The organism is Streptococcus sp. ST16 (genome assembly GCF_046098135.1).
Taxonomy (GTDB): domain Bacteria; phylum Bacillota; class Bacilli; order Lactobacillales; family Streptococcaceae; genus Streptococcus.
The window spans coordinates 48,462-72,447 of sequence record NZ_JBJUSE010000008.1 but is presented as its reverse complement, the minus strand read 5'-3'; the positions used below and the strand labels follow the sequence as shown (position 1 = coordinate 72,447).

The 23,986-nt window shown below is 43.9% G+C and carries 15 protein-coding genes; 13 read left to right on the top strand and 2 right to left on the bottom strand.

Annotated features, from left to right (window positions below; translation table 11 throughout):
* The first annotated feature begins 35 nt into the window (after nucleotides 1-35).
* The 13 genes from comA to purB all read left to right on the top strand — a co-directional run bounded on the left by comA (nucleotide 36) and on the right by purB (nucleotide 18,761).
* Entirely contained in the window at nucleotides 36-2,189 is a 2,154-nt protein-coding gene (gene comA, locus ACIY14_RS06400; RefSeq protein ID WP_409001984.1) for a peptide cleavage/export ABC transporter ComA, read from the top strand.
* 12 nt (nucleotides 2,190-2,201) lie between these two features.
* The gene (gene comB / locus ACIY14_RS06395; RefSeq protein WP_409001983.1) at nucleotides 2,202-3,551 is read left to right on the top strand and encodes a competence pheromone export protein ComB; all 1,350 of its coding nucleotides are present in this window, start codon (nucleotides 2,202-2,204) and stop codon (nucleotides 3,549-3,551) included.
* Nucleotides 3,552-3,719: 168 nt separating this feature from the next.
* Nucleotides 3,720-4,427, top strand: a complete 708-nt coding sequence (gene purC / locus ACIY14_RS06390; RefSeq protein ID WP_409001982.1) for a phosphoribosylaminoimidazolesuccinocarboxamide synthase — start codon at nucleotides 3,720-3,722, stop codon at nucleotides 4,425-4,427.
* Between the two features lie 56 nt (nucleotides 4,428-4,483).
* A complete protein-coding gene (locus tag ACIY14_RS06385; RefSeq protein ID WP_409001981.1) occupies nucleotides 4,484-8,209 on the top strand; it encodes a phosphoribosylformylglycinamidine synthase in 3,726 nt (1,241 codons plus the stop codon).
* A gap of 93 nt (nucleotides 8,210-8,302) precedes the next feature.
* Entirely contained in the window at nucleotides 8,303-9,745 is a 1,443-nt protein-coding gene (gene purF / locus ACIY14_RS06380) for an amidophosphoribosyltransferase (RefSeq protein WP_409001980.1), read from the top strand.
* 214 nt (nucleotides 9,746-9,959) lie between these two features.
* Nucleotides 9,960-10,982, top strand: a complete 1,023-nt coding sequence (gene purM / locus ACIY14_RS06375) for a phosphoribosylformylglycinamidine cyclo-ligase (protein ID WP_409001979.1) — start codon at nucleotides 9,960-9,962, stop codon at nucleotides 10,980-10,982.
* On the top strand, nucleotides 10,979-11,524 hold the full coding sequence (gene purN / locus ACIY14_RS06370; RefSeq protein WP_409001978.1) for a phosphoribosylglycinamide formyltransferase: 546 nt from the start codon (nucleotides 10,979-10,981) through the stop codon (nucleotides 11,522-11,524). The genes purM and purN overlap by 4 nt, the downstream gene beginning before the upstream one ends.
* A gap of 15 nt (nucleotides 11,525-11,539) precedes the next feature.
* A complete protein-coding gene (gene purH / locus ACIY14_RS06365; RefSeq protein ID WP_409001977.1) occupies nucleotides 11,540-13,087 on the top strand; it encodes a bifunctional phosphoribosylaminoimidazolecarboxamide formyltransferase/IMP cyclohydrolase in 1,548 nt (515 codons plus the stop codon).
* Between the two features lie 120 nt (nucleotides 13,088-13,207).
* Nucleotides 13,208-14,470, top strand: a complete 1,263-nt coding sequence (gene purD, locus ACIY14_RS06360; RefSeq protein ID WP_409001976.1) for a phosphoribosylamine--glycine ligase — start codon at nucleotides 13,208-13,210, stop codon at nucleotides 14,468-14,470.
* Between the two features lie 192 nt (nucleotides 14,471-14,662).
* Nucleotides 14,663-15,151 (top strand): 5-(carboxyamino)imidazole ribonucleotide mutase, encoded by a 489-nt coding sequence (gene purE, locus ACIY14_RS06355; RefSeq protein WP_409001975.1) that lies wholly within the window; start codon nucleotides 14,663-14,665, stop codon nucleotides 15,149-15,151.
* A complete protein-coding gene (gene purK, locus ACIY14_RS06350) occupies nucleotides 15,138-16,217 on the top strand; it encodes a 5-(carboxyamino)imidazole ribonucleotide synthase (RefSeq protein WP_409001974.1) in 1,080 nt (359 codons plus the stop codon). Before purE ends, purK begins: the two co-directional genes overlap by 14 nt.
* Before the next feature lie 2 nt (nucleotides 16,218-16,219).
* Nucleotides 16,220-17,446 carry a hypothetical protein gene (locus ACIY14_RS06345; RefSeq protein WP_409001973.1) on the top strand — a complete coding sequence of 409 codons (1,227 nt, stop codon included), beginning with the start codon at nucleotides 16,220-16,222 and terminating at the stop codon, nucleotides 17,444-17,446.
* Between the two features lie 16 nt (nucleotides 17,447-17,462).
* The gene (gene purB / locus ACIY14_RS06340; RefSeq protein WP_409001972.1) at nucleotides 17,463-18,761 is read left to right on the top strand and encodes an adenylosuccinate lyase; all 1,299 of its coding nucleotides are present in this window, start codon (nucleotides 17,463-17,465) and stop codon (nucleotides 18,759-18,761) included.
* Nucleotides 18,762-18,816: 55 nt separating this feature from the next.
* On the opposite strand, the gene strH is transcribed toward purB, so the two are convergent.
* Nucleotides 18,817-22,848 (bottom strand): LPXTG-anchored beta-N-acetylhexosaminidase StrH, encoded by a 4,032-nt coding sequence (gene strH / locus ACIY14_RS06335; protein WP_409001971.1) that lies wholly within the window; start codon nucleotides 22,846-22,848, stop codon nucleotides 18,817-18,819.
* Between the two features lie 294 nt (nucleotides 22,849-23,142).
* Entirely contained in the window at nucleotides 23,143-23,901 is a 759-nt protein-coding gene (locus tag ACIY14_RS06330; RefSeq protein ID WP_162278992.1) for a GntR family transcriptional regulator, read from the bottom strand.
* Between the last annotated feature and the right edge of the window lie 85 nt (nucleotides 23,902-23,986).

Sequence of the window (23,986 nt, the reverse complement as noted above, 5' to 3'; positions counted from 1 at the left end):
GTTTTTAAGAGATTATTAGAAAAAAGGAGATGGATATGAAATTTGGGAAAAGGCACTATCGTCCCCAGGTGGATCAGATGGATTGCGGTGTGGCTTCCTTGGCCATGGTCTTTGGCTACTATGGTAGTTATTACTCCTTGGCTCACCTGCGAGAGTTAGCCAAGACGACTATGGATGGGACAACTGCTTTGGGTCTTGTCAAGGTGGCAGAAGAGATTGGCTTTGAGACGCGCGCTATCAAGGCGGATATGACGCTCTTTGATTTGCCTGATTTGACCTTCCCTTTTGTAGCCCATGTGCTCAAGGAAGGGGAATTGCTCCACTATTATGTGGTGACAGGTCAGGATAAGAAGGCAATCCACATCGCTGATCCCGATCCTGGTGTTAAGCTGACCAAGATTTCCCGTGAGCGATTTGCGCAAGAATGGACAGGAGTCAGTCTCTTTATGGCTCCGTCTCCAGACTATAAACCCCACAGGGAGAAAAAACAAGGACTCTTATCCTTCTTGCCGATTCTACTCAAGCAGCGGGGCTTAATTACCAATATCGTCCTAGCGACACTTTTGGTGACCCTGATTAACATTGTAGGTTCTTATTATCTGCAGTCTATCATTGATAGTTACGTACCAGACCAGATGCGTTCGACGCTGGGTATCATCTCAATAGGACTGGTCATCGTCTATATTCTCCAGCAAATCTTGTCATATGCCCAGGAATACCTTTTACTTGTTCTGGGGCAACGGCTGTCCATCGATGTGATTTTGTCCTATATCAAGCATGTTTTCCACCTGCCTATGTCCTTCTTTGCGACACGCAGGACAGGAGAAATCGTGTCTCGTTTTACAGATGCTAACAGTATCATCGATGCGCTAGCTTCGACCATTCTTTCGATTTTCCTAGATGTGTCGACGATTTTGATTATCTCGCTTGTCTTGTTTTCACAAAATATAACGCTCTTTTTCATTAGTCTGCTTGCCCTTCCCATCTATACCGTGATTATCTTTGCTTTTATGAAGCCTTTTGAAAAGATGAATCGGGATACTATGGAAGCCAATGCTGTTCTGTCTTCTTCTATCATCGAGGACATCAATGGTATTGAGACCATCAAGTCCTTGACCAGTGAAAGTTCACGCTATCAAAAGATTGATAAGGAATTTGTAACTTATCTGAAAAAGTCTTTTACCTATAGTCGGGCAGAAAGTCAGCAAAAGGCTCTGAAAAAAGTTGCTCAGCTTCTGCTTAATGTTGGTGTTCTCTGGATGGGAGCGGTGCTTGTTATGGATGGAAAAATGAGTTTGGGCCAGCTGATTACCTATAATACCTTGCTTGTTTACTTTACCAATCCTTTGGAAAATATCATCAACCTGCAAACCAAACTTCAGACAGCGCAGGTTGCCAATAACCGTCTGAATGAGGTCTATCTGGTAGCTTCGGAGTTTGAGGAGAAGAAAACGGTCGAAGATTTGAGCATGATGAAGGGAGATATAACCTTTAAGCAAGTCCACTATAAGTATGGCTATGGGCGTGATGTCTTGTCGGATATCAATTTGACCATTCCGCAAGGGTCTAAGGTAGCTTTTGTGGGAATTTCAGGGTCAGGTAAGACGACCTTGGCCAAGATGATGGTTAATTTTTACGACCCAAGTCAGGGAGAGATTAGTCTGGGTGGTGTCAATCTCAATCAGATTGATAAAAAAGCCCTGCGGCAGCATATCAATTATCTGCCTCAACAGCCCTATGTTTTTAACGGAACGATTTTGGAGAATCTTCTCCTTGGAGCCAAGGAAGGGACGACACAGGAAGATATCTTACGAGCAGTTGAATTGGCTGAGATTCGGGAGGATATCGAGCGCATGCCACTGAATTACCAGACAGAATTGGCTTCGGATGGGGCTGGGATTTCAGGGGGGCAACGACAACGAATCGCTCTGGCGCGTGCTCTCTTGACGGATGCACCTGTCTTGATCTTGGATGAGGCGACTAGCAGTTTGGATATCTTGACAGAGAAGCGGATTGTGGATAATCTCATGGCTTTAGACAAGACCTTGATTTTCATTGCTCACCGATTGACCATCGCTGAGAGGACAGAGAAGGTTGTTGTCTTGGATCAGGGCAAGATTGTCGAAGAAGGCACCCATGCAGACTTGCTTGCAGAGGATGGCTTTTACGCCCATTTGGTCAATAGCTAGAAAGAGGAGAAGATGAAACCAGAATTTTTAGAAAGTGCAGAGTTTTATAATCGTCGTTACCATAATTTTTCCAGTCGGGTGATTTTACCTATGTCGCTTCTGCTCGTGTTTCTGTTAGGATTTGCAGTTTTTGCAGAGAAGGAGATTAGTTTGTTTACTAGAGCAACTGTCGAACCTAGTCGGATCATTGCCAATATCCAATCGACTAGCAATCAACGCATCGTGGCCAATTATCTAGAAGAAAACAAACTAGTCAAGCAGGGTGATCTCCTTGTTCAGTACCAGCAAGGGGCGGAGGCTGTCCAGGTCGAAGCATATGCCAGTCAATTGGAGATGTTAAAGGATCAAAAAAAGCAGTTGGGTTATTTGCAATCCAGTTTGAAAGAGGGGAGTGATCAATTTCCAGAGGCGGATAAGTTTGGATATCAGGAGATGTTTAGAGATTATCTCAGCCAAGCGAATGGTCTAAGAAGTAATGTTTCTCAGCAAAATGAGACCATCGCGTCCCAGAATGCAGCAGCTAGTCAAACCCAAGCTGAAATCGGGAACCTCATCAGTCAAACAGAGGCTAAAATTCGCGATTACCAGACAGCTAAGTCAGCTATTGAAACAGGTGCTTCCTTGACCAGTCAGAATCTGGCCTACTCTCTCTACCAGTCCTACAAGTCTCAGAGAGAGGAAAATCCGCAAGCTAAATTGCAAGTGATTGCACAGGTGGATGCACAAATCGCCCAGCTAGAGTCTAGTTTAGCTACTTATCGTGTGCAATATGCAGGTTCTGGAGCTCAACAAGCCCACGCAACGGGACTAGATAGTCAACTGGAATCGCTCAAATCTCAGCACTTAGTTAAAGTAGGCCAGGAATTAACTCTTCTAGATCAGAAAATTTTGGAGGCGGAATCGGGTAAGAAGGTACAGGGAGGTCTCCTTGATAAGGGGAAGATTACAGCAAGTGAGGATGGGGTTCTTCACCTTAATCCTGAGACTAGTGAATCTACGATGGTCGCAGAAGGAACCCTGCTAGCCCAACTCTACCCATCCTTGGAAAAAGAAGGAAAAACCAAACTTACAGCCTATCTCAGTTCAAAAGATGTTGCTAGAGTCAAGATTGGAGACTCTGTCCGCTATACTACGACTAATGATGCGAAGAATCAAATTTTCCTGGATTCCACGATTACAAGTATTGATGCGACAGCTACCAAGACTGAAAAAGGAAATTTCTTTAAAATTGAGGCGGAGACCCATCTGCCTTCTGAGCAGGCTACAACACTTCGTTATGGTTCAGAAGGTCGCCTGCAGATGATTACAGGAAAGAAAAGCTATCTCCGTTATTTTTGGGATCAATTTTTGAATAGAGGGTAATATTCGTGTTTTTCAGAGAATAAATGATTTTAAAACTGTAAGAAGAGCCTATCTTGCAGTTTTTCTTTACGCTTAAAACAGGAAAACGTTATTTATTCGTAAAAACCTTGAATTTTTCATGCTTTTGTGGTAGAATGTGCTCAAGTAAAACGAAAGGCGAACTTTAAAATGTCAAAACAACTGATCTATTCGGGAAAAGCAAAGGATATCTATACAACTAAGGATGAAAATCTTATTATTTCAACTTACAAGGACCAGGCAACTGCCTTCAACGGTGTCAAGAAGGAGCAGATTGCGGGCAAGGGAGTGTTAAATAATCAGATTTCATCTTTTATTTTTGAGAAATTAAATGCGGCTGGTGTAGCGACTCACTTTGTAGAGAAAATTTCGGACACGGAACAGCTCAATAAAAAGGTTAAGATTATTCCTTTGGAAGTTGTGCTCCGCAACTACACGGCTGGTTCCTTTTCAAAACGTTTTGGCGTAGAAGAAGGTATCGCATTTGAGACTCCAATTGTCGAATTTTACTATAAAAATGATGATTTGGATGATCCCTTTATCAATGACGAGCATGTGAAATTCCTTAAAATTGCGGATGACCAGCAGATTGCTTACTTGAAGGAAGAAACCCGTCGTATCAATGAGTTCTTGAAAGCTTGGTTTGCTGAGATTGGCCTTAAATTGATTGACTTTAAGCTAGAGTTTGGTTTTGACAAGGATGGCAAGATTATCTTGGCAGACGAATTTTCACCAGATAACTGCCGTTTGTGGGATGCGGATGGAAACCACATGGACAAGGATGTTTTCCGTAGAGGTCTTGGAGAACTAACAGACGTTTACGAGATTGTCTGGGAAAAGTTGCAAGGTTTAAAATAACACCTTCAAGGTCATTTGTGAACATTGCAAGAGCTGAAATAAAGGAATAAGGATTGATGAATAAACGTATTTTTGTTGAAAAAAAGGCTGATTTTCAGGTCAAGTCAGAGAGTTTGGTTAGAGAACTTCAGCATAACTTGGGGCTTTCAACTTTGAAAAGTATTCGCATCGTGCAAGTTTATGATGTATTTGACTTGGCAGAGGACCTGTTTGCACCTGCAGAGAAACACATTTTCTCTGAGCAGGTGACAGACCATGTCTTGGATGAAGCGGCTGTGCAGGCGGATCTTGCCAACTATGCTTTCTTTGCCATCGAAAGCCTACCAGGGCAGTTTGACCAGCGTGCAGCATCTTCACAGGAAGCTTTGCTCTTGCTAGGTAGCTCGAGTGATGTAACAGTCAATACCGCTCAACTTTACTTAGTCAATAAAGATATTGATGCGACTGAGTTAGAAGCAGTCAAGAACTACTTGCTCAACCCAGTTGATTCACGTTTCAAGGATATCACGACAGGGATTGCCAAGCAGGAATTTTCAGAGTCAGACAAGACCATTCCAAAATTGACTTTCTTTGAAAGCTATACAGCAGAAGACTTTGCCCGCTACAAGGCTGAGCAAGGGATGGCCATGGAAGTGGATGATTTGCTCTTTATCCAAGACTATTTCAAATCAATCGGGCGCGTGCCAACAGAAACAGAGCTCAAGGTTTTGGACACTTACTGGTCTGACCACTGCCGTCACACGACTTTTGAGACAGAGTTGAAGAACATTGATTTCTCAGCATCTAAGTTCCAAAAACAATTACAGGCGACCTATGATAAATATATCGCTATGCGCGAGGAATTAGGTCGTTCTGAAAAACCACAAACCTTGATGGATATGGCGACTATTTTCGGTCGTTATGAGCGTGCCAATGGTCGTTTGGATGACATGGAAGTGTCTGACGAGATTAATGCTTGCTCGGTTGAAATCGAGGTGGATGTGAATGGAGTGAAAGAGCCATGGCTTCTCATGTTTAAAAATGAAACCCACAACCACCCAACGGAAATTGAACCATTTGGTGGCGCGGCTACTTGTATCGGTGGTGCTATTCGTGACCCGTTGTCAGGCCGTTCCTACGTTTACCAAGCCATGCGTATCTCAGGTGCAGGTGATATTACAGCTCCGATTTCAGAAACTCGCGCTGGTAAATTGCCGCAACAAGTTATTTCTAAAACCGCTGCTCATGGTTATTCTTCTTACGGGAATCAGATTGGACTTGCGACGACCTATGTTCGTGAGTACTTCCACCCAGGCTTTGTAGCCAAACGCATGGAGCTTGGTGCCGTTGTTGGTGCAGCTCCCAAGGGCAACGTTGTCCGTGAGAAACCAGAAGCTGGTGATGTGATTATTCTCCTTGGTGGCAAGACTGGACGTGATGGTGTTGGTGGTGCGACAGGTTCTTCTAAGGTTCAAACGGTTGAATCTGTGGAGACTGCCGGTGCCGAGGTTCAAAAAGGGAATGCAATCGAAGAGCGCAAGATTCAACGTCTTTTCCGAAATGGTGATGTCACTCGTCTGATCAAGAAATCCAACGACTTTGGTGCTGGTGGTGTCTGTGTGGCTATCGGTGAATTGGCAGACGGTCTTGAAATTGACCTCAACAAGGTTCCTCTTAAATACCAAGGCTTGAATGGTACAGAAATTGCTATCTCTGAATCACAAGAACGGATGGCAGTTGTGGTGCGTCCTAAGGATGTAGATGCCTTCGTTGCAGAATGTAATAAAGAAAATATTGACGCGGTTGTGGTTGCGACAGTGACTGAAAAACCAAATCTTGTCATGCACTGGAATGGTAAAACAATCGTTGATTTGGAACGTTGTTTCCTTGATACAAATGGTGTACGGGTAGTCGTAGATGCGAAGGTGGTTGACAAGGATGTCAAGCTTCCAGAAGAACGCCAAACATCTGCTGAAACCCTTGAAGTAGATACGCTTGAAGTTTTGTCCGACCTCAACCATGCCAGTCAAAAAGGATTGCAAACGATCTTTGATAGCTCAGTTGGTCGTTCAACAGTCAATCACCCACTTGGTGGTCGTTACCAAATCACGCCAACTGAAGCTTCTGTGCAGAAATTGCCAGTTCAACACGGTGTAACTCACACTGCGTCAGTCATGGCTCAAGGCTTTAACCCTTATGTAGCAGAATGGTCTCCATATCACGGAGCTGCCTATGCAGTTATCGAAGCAACAGCTCGCTTGGTTGCTGCTGGTGCAAACTGGTCTAAGGCTCGTTTCTCTTACCAAGAGTACTTTGAGCGTATGTATAAACAAGCAGAGCGTTTTGGTCAACCGGTAGCTGCTCTTCTTGGATCTATTGAAGCTCAGATTCAACTTGGTTTGCCATCTATTGGTGGTAAGGACTCGATGTCTGGTACTTTTGAAGAATTGACAGTACCACCAACCTTGGTTGCCTTTGGGGTTACAACAGCAGACAGCCGTAAAGTCCTTTCTCCTGAGTTCAAGACTGCTGGTGAAAACATCTACTACATTCCAGGTCAAGCCCTCTCTGCAGAGATTGATTTTGATTTAATTAAGCAAAACTTTGCTCAATTTGAAACCATCCAAGCTGACCACAAAGTAACATCTGCATCAGCTGTTAAATATGGTGGTGTTCTTGAAAGTTTGGCTCTTGCTACCTTTGGGAACCATATCGGTGCAGAGGTGACCTTGCCTGAACTTGAGACTGCATTAACAGCTCAATTAGGTGGATTTGTATTCACATCTCCTGAAGAAATCATTGGAGTGGAGAAGATTGGACAAACAAGTGCCGACTTTACACTCCTTGTCAACGGTGTGAAGCTAGATGGACACAAGCTTGACAGTGCTTTCCAAGGAAAACTGGAAGAAGTCTATCCAACTGAATTTGCACAAGCCAAAGAATTGGCTGAAGTTCCAGCTGTCGCTTCTGACGCAGTCATCAAAGCCAAGGAAACTATTGAAAAACCTGTGGTTTATATCCCAGTATTCCCAGGAACCAACTCAGAATATGACTCAGCCAAGGCCTTTGAGAAAGAAGGTGCAGAGGTTAACTTGGTGCCATTCGTAACCTTGAACGAAGAAGCTATTGTCAAGTCAGTTGAAACTATGGTTGACAACATTGGGAAGGCTAACATCCTTTTCTTTGCAGGTGGTTTCTCAGCTGCGGACGAGCCAGATGGTTCAGCTAAGTTTATCGTCAACATCCTGCTTAATGAAAAAGTGCGTGCAGCTATTGATAGCTTTATCGCTCGTGGTGGTTTGATTATTGGTATCTGTAATGGATTCCAAGCTCTCGTAAAATCAGGTCTTCTTCCATACGGAAACTTTGAAGATGCAAGCAGTACCAGCCCAACCCTCTTCTATAACGATGCCAACCAACACGTGGCTAAGATGGTGGAAACTCGCATTGCCAATACTAATTCACCATGGTTGGCTGGGGTGAAAGTTGGTGATATCCACGCTATTCCAGTATCGCACGGTGAAGGGAAGTTTGTCGTGACGGCTGAGGAATTTGCGGAGCTCCATGACAATGGTCAAATCTTTAGTCAATACGTTGACTTTGACGGCAAACCAACTATGGATTCCAAGTACAATCCAAATGGTTCAGTCAACGCTATCGAGGGAATCACTAGCAAGAATGGCCAAATCATCGGTAAAATGGGACACTCAGAACGTTTCGAAGATGGTCTCTTTCAAAATATCCCAGGAAATAAAGACCAGCACCTGTTCGCGTCAGCGGTTAAATACTTTACTGGAAAATAAGACTTACAGATTTTCTAATAGATAGTATCAGTAATGTAAAAGTCATGTAGATTTAGCTCTTGGTGCTACACAAATAAAAATTAGGTATAAAAAATGACATACGAAGTAAAATCTCTTAATGAAGAATGTGGTGTTTTCGGTATCTGGGGGCATCCAGATGCTGCTAAATTGACCTATTTTGGTCTCCACAGTCTTCAGCACCGTGGTCAAGAGGGGGCGGGAATCCTTTCTAATGATCAGAGGCAATTGAAGCGTCATCGTGATATGGGGCTTTTATCAGAAGTGTTCAGAAATCCAGCTAATTTGGATAAACTGACTGGAACGAGTGCGATTGGGCATGTTCGTTATGCGACTGCTGGCGAAGCTTCTGTAGATAATATCCAGCCCTTCCTCTTTCGCTTTCATGATATGCAGTTTGGACTTGCTCACAACGGAAACTTGACCAATGCCGAATCGCTCAAGAAAGAATTGGAACAAAGAGGAGCTATTTTCAGTTCAACTTCGGACTCGGAAATCTTGGCTCACCTCATTCGTCGAAGTCACAATCCGAACTTGATGGGTAAAATCAAGGAGGCGCTCAGCCTTGTCAAAGGTGGTTTTGCTTATATCTTGCTATTTGAGGATAAGTTGATTGCTGCGCTTGATCCTAATGGCTTCCGTCCGCTTTCTATCGGAAAAATGGCAAACGGAGCGGTGGTGGTTTCGTCTGAAACCTGTGCCTTTGAAGTCATCGGTGCTGAGTGGATTCGTGATGTAAAACCAGGGGAAATTGTGATTGTGGATGACAATGGTATCCAGTACGATAGTTATACGAATGATACCCAGTTGGCGATTTGTTCTATGGAGTATATCTATTTTGCTCGCCCTGACTCTAACATCCATGGTGTCAATGTCCATACTGCACGGAAACGTATGGGTGCCCAATTGGCGCGTGAATTCAAGCATGAAGCGGATATCGTGGTCGGTGTGCCAAATTCCTCGCTCAGCGCAGCTATGGGATTTGCAGAAGAATCTGGTCTGCCAAATGAAATGGGTCTGATCAAAAACCAATACACCCAACGCACCTTTATCCAACCGACTCAAGAATTGCGAGAGCAAGGTGTGCGGATGAAGCTATCAGCCGTTTCGGGTGTTGTCAAAGGAAAACGTGTAGTGATGATTGATGATTCCATTGTTCGTGGGACAACCTCTCGCCGTATTGTTCAGCTTTTGAAAGAAGCAGGTGCGTCTGAAGTTCACGTTGCTATTGGGAGCCCTGCGCTAGCTTATCCATGTTTCTATGGAATTGATATCCAGACGCGTCAGGAGTTGATTGCGGCCAATCATACGGTCGAAGAAACCTGCCAAATCATTGGTGCGGATAGCCTGACCTATCTTTCGATTGATGGCTTGATCAACTCTATCGGGATTGAAACAGATGCGCCGAATGGTGGTCTCTGTGTCGCTTATTTTGATGGAGACTACCCAACTCCTCTCTACGACTATGAGGAAGAATATCGTAGAAGCTTGGGGGATAAGACAAGTTTTTACAAATAGACGGATAAAGACTCTTCATGAAAGGAAAGGAAGAGAAGATGACAAATAAAAATGCTTATGCTCCACGTCTCGCTACTGACCAAAAGTTAAAGCATTTGTCAGTAGACGCTTTGTCTTATGGGACCAAAGCTAGAGCCCTGACTAGTATTTTTCGATAAAATAATTGTTTATCTAAAAATACGTCGCAATCTTCTCAAAGAAAAGGAAAAATAAAATGGCAAATAAAAATGCGTATGCCCAGTCGGGTGTAGATGTTGAAGCGGGTTATGAAGTTGTTGAGCGGATCAAAAAGCACGTGGCTCGCACGGAGCGTGCAGGTGTTATGGGAGCTCTAGGTGGTTTCGGTGGCATGTTTGACCTTTCAAAAACAGGTGTCAAAGAGCCGGTCTTGATCTCAGGGACTGATGGTGTCGGAACCAAGCTCATGTTGGCTATCAAGTATGATAAGCATGACACGATTGGGCAGGATTGTGTGGCCATGTGTGTTAATGACATTATCGCTGCAGGTGCGGAGCCTCTTTACTTCCTGGACTACGTCGCGACTGGCAAGAATGAACCAGCTAAACTAGAACAAGTGGTTGCTGGTGTGGCTGAAGGTTGTGTGCAAGCTGGTGCAGCCCTCATCGGTGGGGAAACGGCTGAGATGCCTGGTATGTACGGCGAAGATGACTACGACTTGGCTGGATTTGCGGTCGGCGTGGCTGAAAAATCTCAAATCATTGACGGTTCAAAGGTGGCAGAAGGTGATGTTCTTCTCGGACTTGCTTCAAGTGGGATTCACTCCAATGGTTACTCACTCGTTCGTCGTGTCTTTGCCGACTACACAGGCGAAGAAGTCTTGCCTGAGTTGGAAGGCAGAAAACTGAAAGATGTCCTTTTGGAACCAACTCGTATCTACGTTAAAGCTGTTCTGCCACTCATCAAGGAAGGCTTGGTAAACGGTATTGCCCACATCACAGGTGGTGGTTTCATCGAGAATGTCCCTCGTATGTTTGCAGACGATCTAGCAGCAGAAATCGAAGAAGATAAAGTTCCAGTTCTTCCGATTTTCAAAGCCCTTGAAAAATACGGTCAGATCAAGCACGAAGAAATGTTTGAAATCTTCAATATGGGTGTGGGCCTCATGTTGGCAGTTAGCCCTGAAAATGTAGGTCGAGTCGAGGAATTGCTGGATGAACCAGTCTATGAAATTGGTCGCATCGTCAAGAAAGAAAACGAAAGTGTCATCATCAAATGAAAAAAATAGCGGTTTTTGCCTCTGGTAATGGCTCAAATTTTCAGGTGATTGCCGAAGAATTTCCGGTGGAGTTTGTTTTTTCAGACCATCGTGACGCCTATGTGCTGGAACGTGCAGACAAGCTCGGCGTCCTGTCCTATGCTTTTGAACTCAAGGAGTTTGAGAACAAGGCGGACTACGAAGCAGCTCTTGTCGAGCTCTTGGAAGAACACCAGATTGACTTGGTTTGTCTAGCAGGCTACATGAAAATCGTTGGGCCAACCTTATTGTCAGCTTATGAGGGTCGAATTATTAACATTCATCCAGCCTATCTCCCTGAATTTCCAGGAGCTCATGGGATTGAGGACGCTTGGAATGCTGGTGTCGCTGAGAGTGGCGTGACCATTCACTGGGTGGATTCGGGTGTGGATACAGGAAAGGTCATCAAACAAGTCCGTGTGCCACGTCTAGCTGATGATACCATCGAAAGCTTTGAAGCTCGCATTCATGAGGCAGAGTACAAGTTGTATCCAGAGGTTATTAGAGAATTGTTGGATAAGTAAATGAAAGGAAATAACATGACTAAACGCGCCTTAATCAGCGTCTCAGACAAAGCGGGCATTGTTGAATTTGCCCAAGAACTCAAAAAACTTGGTTGGGATATCATCTCGACAGGTGGGACAAAGGTTACCCTTGATAATGCTGGGGTGGATACCATTGCCATTGATGATGTGACTGGTTTTCCGGAGATGATGGACGGTCGTGTCAAGACCCTACACCCAAATATCCACGGTGGATTACTCGCTCGTCGTGACTTGGATAGCCACCTTCAAGCGGCTAAGGACAATAAGATCGAGCTCATTGACCTTGTTGTGGTCAACCTCTATCCTTTCAAGGAAACGATTCTCAAACCAGATGTGACGTACGCTGACGCAGTTGAAAACATCGATATTGGTGGGCCATCCATGCTTCGTTCAGCGGCTAAAAACCACGCTAGCGTAACGGTTGTGGTAGATCCTGCTGACTATGCTGTGATTTTGGACGAATTGGCAGCAAATGGTGAAACTACTTATGAAACTCGCCAACGTTTAGCAGCCAAGGTTTTCCGTCACACAGCGGCTTATGATGCCTTGATTGCAGAGTATTTTACAGCTCAGGTCGGCGAAAGCAAGCCTGAAAAGTTGACCTTGACCTATGATCTCAAACAAGCTATGCGCTATGGGGAAAATCCTCAACAGGATGCCGATTTCTACCAAAAAGCCTTGCCGACAGATTACTCCATTGCTTCAGCCAAACAGCTTAACGGTAAGGAATTGTCCTTCAACAATATCCGTGACGCGGATGCTGCCATTCGTATTATCCGTGACTTCAAAGACCGTCCAACCGTTGTAGCATTAAAACACATGAATCCATGCGGTATCGGTCAGGCAGATGACATCGAGACTGCTTGGGACTATGCTTATGAGTCTGATTCAGTGTCTATCTTCGGTGGGATTGTGGTTCTCAACCGTGAGGTAGATGCTGCGACAGCTGAGAAGATGCACGGCGTTTTCCTCGAGATCATCATCGCACCAAGCTATACGGATGAAGCGCTAGCTATTTTGACTAACAAAAAGAAAAACTTGCGGATCTTGGCCATGCCATTTGACGCTCAAGACGCTAGCGAAGTGGAAGCAGAATACACAGGTGTGGTTGGTGGACTCCTCGTTCAAAACCAAGACGTGGTCAAAGAAAGCCCGGCTGACTGGCAGGTGGTAACCAAACGCCAACCAACCGAGACAGAAGCAACCGCCCTTGAGTTCGCTTGGAAAGCTATCAAGTATGTCAAATCAAACGGTATCATCGTAACTAACGACCACATGACACTTGGCGTTGGGCCAGGTCAAACTAACCGTGTAGCCTCTGTTCGTATTGCCATCGACCAAGCCAAAGACCGCCTTGACGGCGCTGTTCTGGCTTCAGATGCTTTCTTCCCATTTGCGGATAACGTGGAAGAAATCGCTAAAGCAGGTATCAAGGCCATCATCCAGCCAGGGGGCTCTGTCCGTGACCAAGAGTCAATCGAAGCGGCTGATAAATACGGCTTGACCATGGTCTTTACAGGCGTGAGACATTTTAGACATTAAGAACGTAAAGGAAAGAAAACAGTTTCTTTCCTTTTTTGCGTAAAAATGCGGAGCAAAACAAGATTATAACGAACGTTTATGGTATAATATTAGTAAATAATTCGCAAAAGAGGTTGAAAGATGAAGCTGTTAGTTGTCGGTTCGGGTGGTCGTGAACATGCCATTGCTAAGAAGTTGCTTGAGTCAAAAGATGTTGAAAAAGTCTTTGTAGCTCCTGGGAATGACGGGATGACTCTGGATGGTCTGGAATTGGTAAATATCTCTATTTCCGAACATTCTGAATTGATTGAATTTGCAAAAGCCAACGATATAGCTTGGTCCTTTATCGGGCCAGATGACGCCCTTGCTGCTGGGATTGTGGATGATTTCAATGCAGTAGGCCTCAAGGCATTTGGTCCGACCAAGGCTGCCGCTGAGCTTGAGTGGTCCAAGGATTTTGCTAAGGAAATCATGGTCAAATACAGCGTTCCAACAGCAGCCTATGGCACATTTTCAGATTTCGAGGAAGCTAAGGCTTATATTGAGGAGAAAGGCGCTCCAATAGTAGTCAAGGCGGATGGGTTGGCGCTTGGGAAAGGTGTTGTCGTTGCTGAGACAGTCGAGCAAGCGGTCGAAGCTGCTCATGAGATGCTTTTGGACAATAAATTTGGTGACTCAGGTGCGCGTGTGGTCATCGAGGAATTCCTTGAAGGAGAGGAATTTTCACTTTTTGCCTTTGTTAATGGTGACATGTTCTACATCATGCCAACAGCTCAGGACCACAAACGTGCCTATGATGGCGACAAGGGGCCTAACACGGGTGGTATGGGTGCCTATGCGCCAGTTCCCCACTTGCCACAGAGCGTGGTTGACACAGCGGTTGGCACTATTATCAAGCCAGTTCTTGAAGGTATGATTAAAGAAGGTCGTCCTTATCTTGGTATTCTTTACGCAGGGCTTATCTTGACAGCTGCTGGACCTAAGGTTATCGAGTTCAATGCTCGATTTGGAGATCCCGAAACTCAGATTATCTTGCCTCGCTTGACATCTGATCTTGCGCAAAATATCACTGACATTTTGGATGGCAAAGAGCCAGCTATCACTTGGACGGACAAGGGTGTGACACTGGGTGTGGTTGTCGCATCAAATGGTTACCCATTGGATTATGAAAAAGGTGTCAAGCTTCCAGCCAAGACCGAAGGCGACATCATAACCTACTATGCAGGAGCTAAGTTCGCGGAAAATAGCAGAGCACTGCTATCCAACGGCGGACGTGTCTATATGCTGGTTACAACAGCAGACACCGTTAAAGAAGCCCAAGAAACCATCTACCAAGAACTCTCCCAACAAAACACAGAAGGTCTCTTTTACCGAACAGATATCGGAAGCAAGGCAATTAAGTAAAGATATAAGAATAACGCGACGAAGTCGCCAAATACGATAATGGTCACCGTGGTGAAAAGACCAGAACAGTGCATGTTCTGGTCTAGGGAAAATTTGAGATCTTAGGCTCAAAGTTTAGGAATGAAACCGAAGGTTTGCTACCGTCCCCACCACCTAAGACCATTATCAAAAAAGGAAGAGAAAGGATTAAAAATGAAACCAGTAATTTCCATCATCATGGGCTCAAAATCCGACTGGGCAACTATGCAAAAAACAGCAGAAGTCCTTGACCGTTTTGGTGTAGCCTACGAAAAGAAAGTTGTCTCTGCCCACCGTACTCCAGACCTCATGTTCAGACATGCGGAGGAAGCTCGTGGTCGCGGTATCAAGGTCATTATCGCAGGTGCTGGTGGCGCAGCTCACTTGCCAGGGATGGTTGCTGCTAAAACCACCCTTCCGGTTATCGGGGTTCCCGTCAAGTCTCGTGCTCTTAGTGGTGTAGACTCGCTCTACTCTATCGTTCAGATGCCAGGTGGTGTGCCAGTTGCAACTATGGCTATCGGTGAAGCAGGTGCGACTAATGCTGCCCTCTTTGCCCTCCGTCTCCTGTCAGTAGAGGATCAGGCTATCGCGACAGCTTTGGCAGATTTCGCAGAAGAGCAAGGAAAAATCGCAGAGGAGTCTACCAATGAGCTCATCTAAAACAATCGGAATTATCGGTGGCGGTCAGCTTGGTCAGATGATGGCCATTTCTGCTATCTACATGGGGCATAAGGTTATCGCGCTGGATCCTGCGGCGGATTGCCCTGCCTCTCGTGTGGCGGAAATCATCGTGGCTCCCTATAACGATGTGAACGCTCTCCGTCAGCTGGCTGAGCGATGTGATGTCCTCACCTATGAGTTTGAAAATGTCGATGCTGACGGTCTGGATGCGGTTATCAAGGAAGGACAACTTCCTCAGGGAACAGACCTGCTCCGCATCTCTCAAAATCGCATTTTTGAAAAGGACTTCCTCTCAAACAAGGCACAAGTGACAGTTGCACCCTACAAGGTTGTGACTTCTAGCCAAGATTTGGCAGATATCGACCTGTCGAAAAATTGTGTGCTTAAGACGGCGACTGGTGGATACGATGGGCATGGACAAAAGGTCATTCGCTCAGAAGTAGATTTGGAAGAAGCCTATGCATTAGCCGATTCAGCAGCCTGCGTTTTGGAAGAATTTGTCAACTTTGACCTTGAGATTTCTGTCATAGTATCCGGAAATGGTAAGGACGTGACAGTCTTCCCAGTTCAGGAAAATATCCATCGCAACAATATCCTCTCTAAGACCATTGTCCCAGCTCGCATTTCAGAAAGTCTAGCGGAAAAAGCCAAAGCCATGGCTGTGCGAATTGCAGAACAACTGAACCTGTCTGGAACGCTCTGTGTGGAAATGTTTGCGACGGCTGATAACATCATCGTCAATGAAATCGCACCACGTCCACACAATTCAGGCCACTACTCAATTGAAGCCTGCGACTTCTCGCAGTTTGACACCCATATCTTGGGTGTTCTCGGAGCACCATTGCCAGCTATCAAATTGCATGCGCCTGCAGTCATGCTCAATGTTCTCGGCCAGCATGTCGAGGCCGCTGAAAAGTATATCGCAGAAAATCCAAGCGCCCATCTCCACATGTATGGTAAAATAGAAGCGAAGCATAACCGCAAGATGGGACATGTGACTTTGTTTAGTGATGTGCCGGATAGTGTGGTTGAGTTTGGGGAGTAAAAATGGTAAATAAAAAGTGGTACTATAAAAATTTTAACATGGTTTCTGAGTTAGATATTTCAGGAGAGTTTATCTATAATGGTATATCTATTGTTAACAATATGAATTCAATTGATTCAGAGATGCCAACAGAATTATTTTTAGCTTTATATAATATTTCTGTAGGAATTGAAAGATTACAAAAGATAATTTTAGTACTATGGGAATTTGATGAAAAAGAACCTATTGAGGAATTCTCGGAAAGAATTAAGATTCATAATCATGTAGAATTGAATAGAAGGATTGAAAAAGCAGTAGGTAAAAAAGCTAATTTTAATAAGCAAGAATATCAATTTTTAGAGCTTGTAAAGAACTTCTATTCTAATGCAAGATATGATAGATTTGCAGAGGTAGGAAATAGTTGGGAATATAAGCTAATTCATAAATTTTTTGCTGATAATTATATTGATTATGAAAGATTGATTTCTAACTCAAGTATTATTCCAATTAATGATAGCATAAGGAAACTGATTGGACGAGTAGTTTTCAAAGTAGTAAATTATTATTATAAACTCGTTAAGGAGGGAAGCCAAAAATCGGGTACTTATTCATATGAGCTTAGAAATGATTCAAAGGCTCAGAAAATATTTTTACATACGGAAAATAGTAGAGGATTAAGTTCTATCAAAATAGATGAAAGAATAGCCATAAGTGAAATTCTTGTTTATTTACGAAATACAACTGATAAATCCTCGTATTTAAAATTTATTGAAGAAATATCTCCTCTAAATTTTGATAAAATGGAAATTAGTAGATACTTATCTGTATTCTTGCTGGAAAATAGAGCTCCTCAACATTTAATTGATGAAATTGAATATATCTACGATAAAGAAAAAGTTAATATACGCGAAAGAATAGAGCACTTAGATTTAATGACAAAAGATAATACGCAAGTTCTATTTGATTTCCCTTATCAAAAGAAAATATACACACTTCTGCAAGATATAAAAAAGAGGGAGGATATTAGCATAGAAATAATAACAAGGTTACAAGATGCTAATTGTTATATTGATGATATTGAAATTCAAGAGGTTATAAAATCTATCATTGATAATGCTAATAAATATCTGAGTAATGAGATTTTAAGAGAAGTATTTATTAATGACTTTAATGATCTTTATAGGATTTTGGAAGATGAACGTGTAATAGAGCGTTGGGAAAATTTAATCTTAGATGAAGAAGTGAATTAGATTAAAGGAGAAGAAAATGATCAACCGTTACTCTCGCCCTGAGATGGCGAACATTTGGAGTGAAGAAAATAAATACCGTGCTTGGCTTGAGGTGGAAATCCTGGCTGACGAGGCATGGGCTGAGTTGGGGGAAATCCCTAAGGAAGATGTGGCTTTGATTCGTGAAAAAGCGGACTTTGACATTGATCGTATTTTGGAGATTGAGCAAGAGACTCGCCATGATGTGGTGGCTTTCACACGTGCGGTTTCTGAGACGCTTGGTGAAGAGCGCAAGTGGGTACACTATGGGTTGACTTCTACCGACGTGGTGGATACTGCCTACGGTTACCTTTACAAGCAGGCCAACGACATCATCCGTCGAGACCTTGAAAACTTCATCAACATCATCGCTGACAAAGCGAAAGAACACAAGTTCACCATCATGATGGGGCGTACCCACGGTGTGCACGCTGAGCCGACAACCTTTGGTCTTAAATTGGCGACTTGGTATAGCGAAATGAAGCGCAATATCGAGCGTTTCGAGCATGCAGCTGCTGGTGTGGAAGCTGGTAAGATTTCTGGTGCGGTTGGGAACTTTGCCAACATCCCACCATTTGTAGAGCAATACGTCTGCGACAAATTGGGTATCCGTGCTCAAGAAATTTCTACACAAGTACTTCCTCGTGACCTTCACGCTGAGTACTTTGCAGTTCTTGCTAGCATCGCGACTTCAATCGAACGTATGGCAACGGAAATCCGTGGTCTTCAAAAATCTGAACAACGCGAAGTGGAAGAATTCTTTGCCAAAGGCCAAAAAGGTTCATCTGCTATGCCTCACAAACGCAACCCTATCGGTTCTGAGAACATGACAGGTCTTGCGCGTGTTATTCGTGGTCACATGGTGACAGCCTATGAAAACGTGGCTCTCTGGCACGAACGGGATATCTCTCACTCATCAGCTGAACGTATCATCACACCAGATACAACCATTTTGATTGACTACATGCTCAACCGTTTCGGAAATATCGTCAAGAACTTGACGGTCTTCCCAGAAAACATGATTCGCAACATGAACTCTACGTTTGGTCTTATCTTTAGCCAACGTGCTATGTTGACCTTGATCGAGAAGGGAATGACGCGTGAGCAAGCCTACGACCTTGTTCAACCGAAAACAGCCTACTCTTGGGACAACCAAGTGGACTTTAAACCGCTTCTCGAAGCAGATCCAGAAGTGACATCACGCCTGACTCAAGAGGAAATCGATGAAATCTTCAACCCTGCATACTACACAAAACGAGTAGACGATATCTTTGAACGTATCGGACTGGGTGACTAATCACAACAAAAAAGCGAGATTCAATCTCGCTTTTTTATATGCTTATCGAAGGATGTTAATCTTCTTTTTTCTTAGTGAGCCCGTAAGCTGCTAGTGTGGCCATGAGTCCTGCTGCGACCAAGCCTGCAGAGTCTTGACTTCCTGTTGCAGGGAGTTGTTTTTCATCTGCTTTGCTAGTAGTTGCTTCAGCTTGCTCAGCTTTCTCAACGGCAGTTCCGACTTCGACAACCTGAGCGACCGCTTCCTGCGATACCGCACTATTGACAAGGGTTCTTTCTTCCTTGCCATCAGCAGTAGTGCTGACAGAGTAGAAGACGGTACGGCGACCATTTACTCCAGCAACGACTACTTGACTTTGTCCTTTTGGTAATTGTGGATTTTCACGTGTTACGGTAGTGAACGGAATCTCTTCTTCTTGGATGTCCAGTCTAGGTTTTTCTTCTGCGGCTGGGGCAAGACCGTGTTCATCCCCCACATGGGTAACAAGAGTTCCGACTTCAATAACTTGGGTCACTGCTTCTTGGGTCACAAGGCTATCTACAAGAGTTTTCACTTCCTTACCGTCAACAGTAGTGCTCACAGAGTAGTAATGACTGCGACGACCGTTAGCGCCTTTAGTAACAACTTGAGTCTTCCCTTTGAGTAAGAGTGGATTTTCACGTGTCACAGTAGTGAACGGAATCTCTTCCTCTTGGATATCTAGTCTCGGTTTTGCTTCTGCAGTTGTCGCTTTACCACTTTCATCTCCTTTGTGAGTAATAGGGGCACCGATTTCAACCACTTGTGTCACAGGTTCTTTGGTTACTTGGCTATCTAGAACAGTTTCTGTTTGTTTCCCATTTTCAGTAAGGACAGAGATGTAATGAGTGCGTTCGCCCTCTACACCTGGTGTGATGATCTTTTCCTGACCGACTGGGAGATTCGGATTTTCCTTCTTGATGACCTCAAATGGAATCTTTTCTGCTCTTGTGATGAGTTCCGGTTTGGTTTCAACATTGGCAGCTAGTTCGTTTTCATCGAGGCTTCCTGAGTGAGTTTCCGCTGGTTTGAGGCCTAGACGGGCTGCTTTGAGCTTGGCTACAAGAGTGTCTAACTCAGCTTGCTTGCTGCGATTGAGGTTGTAGTTGAGAGCCTCTTTAGCTGCATTTAGGGCATCGAGACTTTCTTTGCTGTATCCTTCCAAGTTAGTAGGAATTTGAGCAAGCTCCTCACGGAGGGCATTGTAGTTAGCGCGGAAGTAGTCTTTGTTGTGATCTGCGAAGGCAGTCATGAGTTCAAAGATTTCTTCTTCCTTATACTCAGCACTTGGTCTATCTGCCCAGATAGCAAGCATACTACCAATAGTAGGAAGGTCAACTTCAGGGTATTTAGTTGATGCTAGTTGATTAAATGGAGTTTTCGCGGTATTTTCGAGAGCTTTTTTGAGGAAGCCACCGCCATCTTCTGGTTTTTGACCGAGAATGTAGTACCAGTCTCCGTTGGTATTAAGGAATTTATAGCCTTTACTTGCAAGGTACTGAGGAGATGCAAGGTTGTAGCCCCACCATCCTTTAGACCAGTAAGAGATGATGACATCCTTGTCAAACTCAACATCGTCCTTGTCCTCGTAGTAGAAACCATCGTTGAAGGCCATTGGTTGAAGGCCTCTTTCTTTAGCCATGGCAGCAAGAGTGTTAGCATATTCAGCAAACTTGCCATAGAGTCCATACCATTTGAGGTAGTACCAGCCTTGGGCGTTGGTAGCATCATTGGCATATTCGTCTGTACCGTAGTTGAAGATCTTAGTCTTGCCTGCAAAGAAGTCCATGTACTTGCCGATGAGGGCTTTGACAAAGTTCATCGCCTCTTCGTTTTCGAGGTCCATAGTTGTTTTGGAGACCTTGTCAAAGTTGGCTTGAGGATTCTTGATTCCAAGTTTTTCCATAGCGACGAGCATGGCATCCATGTGACCTGGGCTGTTGATCGCTGGGATGAGTCCGATACCTTTTGATTTTGCGTACTCAATCAATTCAGTGATTTCAGCCTGACTAAGAGTGGTTCCGTTTGGATCATCGTAGTAAGCTTTTGTTCCTTCGATGATGGCCTTTTTGATATCGTCACTTGCATAAGTTTTGCCGTTAGCTGTGATGGTCATGTCATCAAGGAGGAAGCGAAGTCCATCATTTCCTAGGAGAAGATGCACATCAGAGTAGCCGAGTTCGCTCGCCTTGTCTACGATGCGTTTGAGTTGGTCAAGTGTGAAGTACTTACGTCCAGCATCGATAGAGATTACCTTGTTCTTGGCAAGTTTTTCAACTTCGCGTTTCGCGTCTTCTTCTTTTTGAGCTTCTGGTGTGAAGGTCAAGTTGCTAACAGCTTCTTGGAGTTTTGCGATTGCTTGATCAATGGTGTCTTGTTGGGCACGGCTGAGGTTGCTATCGAGTGAGCGAATAGCTTTTTCAGCTTTTTTGACAGCTGCGACACTTTCTGCAGTATAGCGGTTAAGGTCTGTTGGGACTTCTTTCAGAGCTTGTTCAGCAGACTCATAGTCGGCAGCAAAGTACTCAGCATTTGCATTTGCGAAGCTACGCATGAGTTTGAAGAGGCGTGATGGTGAATAGCGTGCAGATGGGGTATCCGCCCAAGCAGCTACCATACCCCCGATGAACGGGATAGTAGCCCCATCAGATTTTGGTACAGAAGTGATTGGAGTGTTCTTGATACCATTGAGTCCTTGGTCGAGGTTGTACCAGCCTTGACCATCGGCATTTCGTCCGAGGACGTAGTACCAAGCATCGTTGGTATTAAGAATCTGGTGGCCTTTTTCAACTAGAAGTTTAGAAGAAGCGACGTCGTATCCGCCCCATCCACCAGTCCACATAGAAACGATGATATCTTTGTCAAAGGTTCCAAAGCTAGTGTCGCTATTATAGTAGATACCGTCGTTAAAGGCCATTGGTTTGAGGCCGTGAGATTTGACGATGCGAGCAAGGTCATTGGCGTAGGCGATAAATTTATCATAACCCTTGTCAGGGAATCCATCTTCTGGATACCATTTATAGGCTTGAAGAACGCTCCAGCCTTTGGCGTTTGTAGCATCATTGGCGTACTCGTCTAGTCCGATATTGAAAATATCAGTTTTTCCAGCAAAGTATGCAGCATACTTGTCGATCAGGGCTTTGGTAAACTCAACAGCTTCTTTGTTATCCAGGTCAACGGTACGAGCAGATTCCTTACCAAAGTAGTTGAAGTTCGGTTTTTGGATGCCTAGTTCTTTCATTGCATGCAAAATCGCATCCATGTGACCAGGGCTGTTTACAGTTGGGATGAGACCAATGCCTTTGTTTTTAGCGTAGTTAATCAAGTCCGTCATCTGACTCTCTGTCAAATGGTTGCCGTTTGGATCCTTGTAGTAGGCATCAGTTCCATTTTCGAGTGCACGTTTGACATCGTCGCTTGCATAGGTTTTACCATTGGCTTTGATCGTCATGTCGTCCAACATAAAACGCATGCCATCATTTCCAACTAGTAGATGAAGATCAGTATAACCGTAGTGTTTGGCTTTGTCGATGATTTCTTTGAGTTGATCTGGAGAAAAGTACTTGCGTCCAGCATCAATTGAGATCATTTTTCGTTTTGCCAGTTTTTCATTTACCTGAGGTGCTCGTTCAGTGTTAGGAGTGGTTACTGCAGGTGTGGCTGCTTCATTTTTCTTTTCTGAAGGAGTGCTTGCTGCAGGAGTTTCAGCTGGAGCAGGGCTTTCTTTCTCGGCAGTAGGAGTTGGAGTAGCATTTTCTGTCACAACTGGTGCGCTTGACTCTTCCGTTTTTGGAGCAACTGTATGAGGAGCCTCCTTGTCTTCTTTGACCTCCTCTTTTGCAGGCTCGCCAGCCTTTTCTTCCAGTTTTTCTGGGGCCTTGGACTCTACAGCTTCTTCGGCTGCTTGTGGACTCTCCTGAATAGTTTGAACGGTTTCCTCAGCTGTTGGAGCTGGAGTAATCCCGTCGGCAGCTACGACTTGTGCGCTAAAAGCAAATCCTATAAGTACAGAAGCTGCTCCAACCGCGTATTTACGAATGGAGAAGCGCTGTTTCTTTTCTAGTTTCATGACAAAACCTCCTTGTTATTATCATATATGACAGCGTTTACATAAAACCGATTTTATTTTATTATGTAAGGAGTAAAATGTCAAGTGGGTTTATATAAGAACTATAATAAATAGAGGAAATCATAAGATTTAGAAGAAAATTATTTCCAGAAATGAGAAAGAGAAAGCCGATATTTAACTTGTTTTTAGTAAAAATGCTACTAATTAAATAAGAACCTTTCAGAACATTTCCATAGCCTCGGCCTCATGCTATAATAGGTATAGAAAAAGCCTGAGCTAGGCTCAAGCTTTCTCTTAATGACCTCGATTACATGAGAGGAATTTAATTTTGTAGTAGTCTGCTCGCTTATACGTTTCACTATAGGCGAGGACTTGGCCAGTAGCCTCAAGTTTAGTAGTCTTGGTTTGGAAGACTGTTGGAAATTGCGTATCGATTCCAAGTACAGAAGCAACATGCTCTGGTGTTGGAAATGCGATTTCATTGATTTCCTCAAAATGTTCATCGTTCATGTGAATGCGGTAATCCAATTTGAAACGTTTATAGATAGAACTATAATAGTCAAGATTTGGATAGTTGGCATTGATGTATTGTTCAGGAATATAGGATGTGTGGTAGATGTAAGTTACGCCATTTGTTTGACGGGTACGTTCAATTTTGTAGTAGAACTGATCTCCACGTAATCCAAGTTTCTCCAGGTACTCAAGCTTGTTTCCGCGCTCGATAGAAAGGACAGTAACTTTATCATCTTTTGTTTCAAAGATTTCGACATCTGAAAATTCAACGAGTTTGTGCTTGCGGGCACGTGAAACGAAAGTCCCTTTCCCTTGTTGGCGGACAATATAGCCGTCTTTTGCAAGGTCATTCAAAGCACGCACAACAGTGATTGAACTAACATCATACATCGCGATCAATTCTGCTTCTGTATAAAATTTATCTCCACTTGCAAATTGACCAGAGATGATTTTGTTTTTTAATTCATCTTTAATATATTGGTATTTTGGAATAGCCATAATTTCACCTCGATTCTCTTTCTCCAGTCTTGATTTTACCATAAATACAGACAAAATAGTAGTATTTAGGTAAAAAAAATTAAAATAATAGACTAAAAATGTTATGTTACATATAAAAAATTTCATT

Coding starts and splice junctions, on each gene's coding strand:
- comA (WP_409001984.1), top strand. CDS start 36: ATGAAATTTGGGAAAAGGCACTATCGTCCCCAGGTGGATCAGATGGAT.
- comB (WP_409001983.1), top strand. CDS start 2,202: ATGAAACCAGAATTTTTAGAAAGTGCAGAGTTTTATAATCGTCGTTAC.
- purC (WP_409001982.1), top strand. CDS start 3,720: ATGTCAAAACAACTGATCTATTCGGGAAAAGCAAAGGATATCTATACA.
- ACIY14_RS06385 (WP_409001981.1), top strand. CDS start 4,484: ATGAATAAACGTATTTTTGTTGAAAAAAAGGCTGATTTTCAGGTCAAG.
- purF (WP_409001980.1), top strand. CDS start 8,303: ATGACATACGAAGTAAAATCTCTTAATGAAGAATGTGGTGTTTTCGGT.
- purM (WP_409001979.1), top strand. CDS start 9,960: ATGGCAAATAAAAATGCGTATGCCCAGTCGGGTGTAGATGTTGAAGCG.
- purN (WP_409001978.1), top strand. CDS start 10,979: ATGAAAAAAATAGCGGTTTTTGCCTCTGGTAATGGCTCAAATTTTCAG.
- purH (WP_409001977.1), top strand. CDS start 11,540: ATGACTAAACGCGCCTTAATCAGCGTCTCAGACAAAGCGGGCATTGTT.
- purD (WP_409001976.1), top strand. CDS start 13,208: ATGAAGCTGTTAGTTGTCGGTTCGGGTGGTCGTGAACATGCCATTGCT.
- purE (WP_409001975.1), top strand. CDS start 14,663: ATGAAACCAGTAATTTCCATCATCATGGGCTCAAAATCCGACTGGGCA.
- purK (WP_409001974.1), top strand. CDS start 15,138: ATGAGCTCATCTAAAACAATCGGAATTATCGGTGGCGGTCAGCTTGGT.
- ACIY14_RS06345 (WP_409001973.1), top strand. CDS start 16,220: ATGGTAAATAAAAAGTGGTACTATAAAAATTTTAACATGGTTTCTGAG.
- purB (WP_409001972.1), top strand. CDS start 17,463: ATGATCAACCGTTACTCTCGCCCTGAGATGGCGAACATTTGGAGTGAA.
- strH (WP_409001971.1), bottom strand. CDS start 22,848: ATGAAACTAGAAAAGAAACAGCGCTTCTCCATTCGTAAATACGCGGTT.
- ACIY14_RS06330 (WP_162278992.1), bottom strand. CDS start 23,901: ATGGTAAAATCAAGACTGGAGAAAGAGAATCGAGGTGAAATTATGGCT.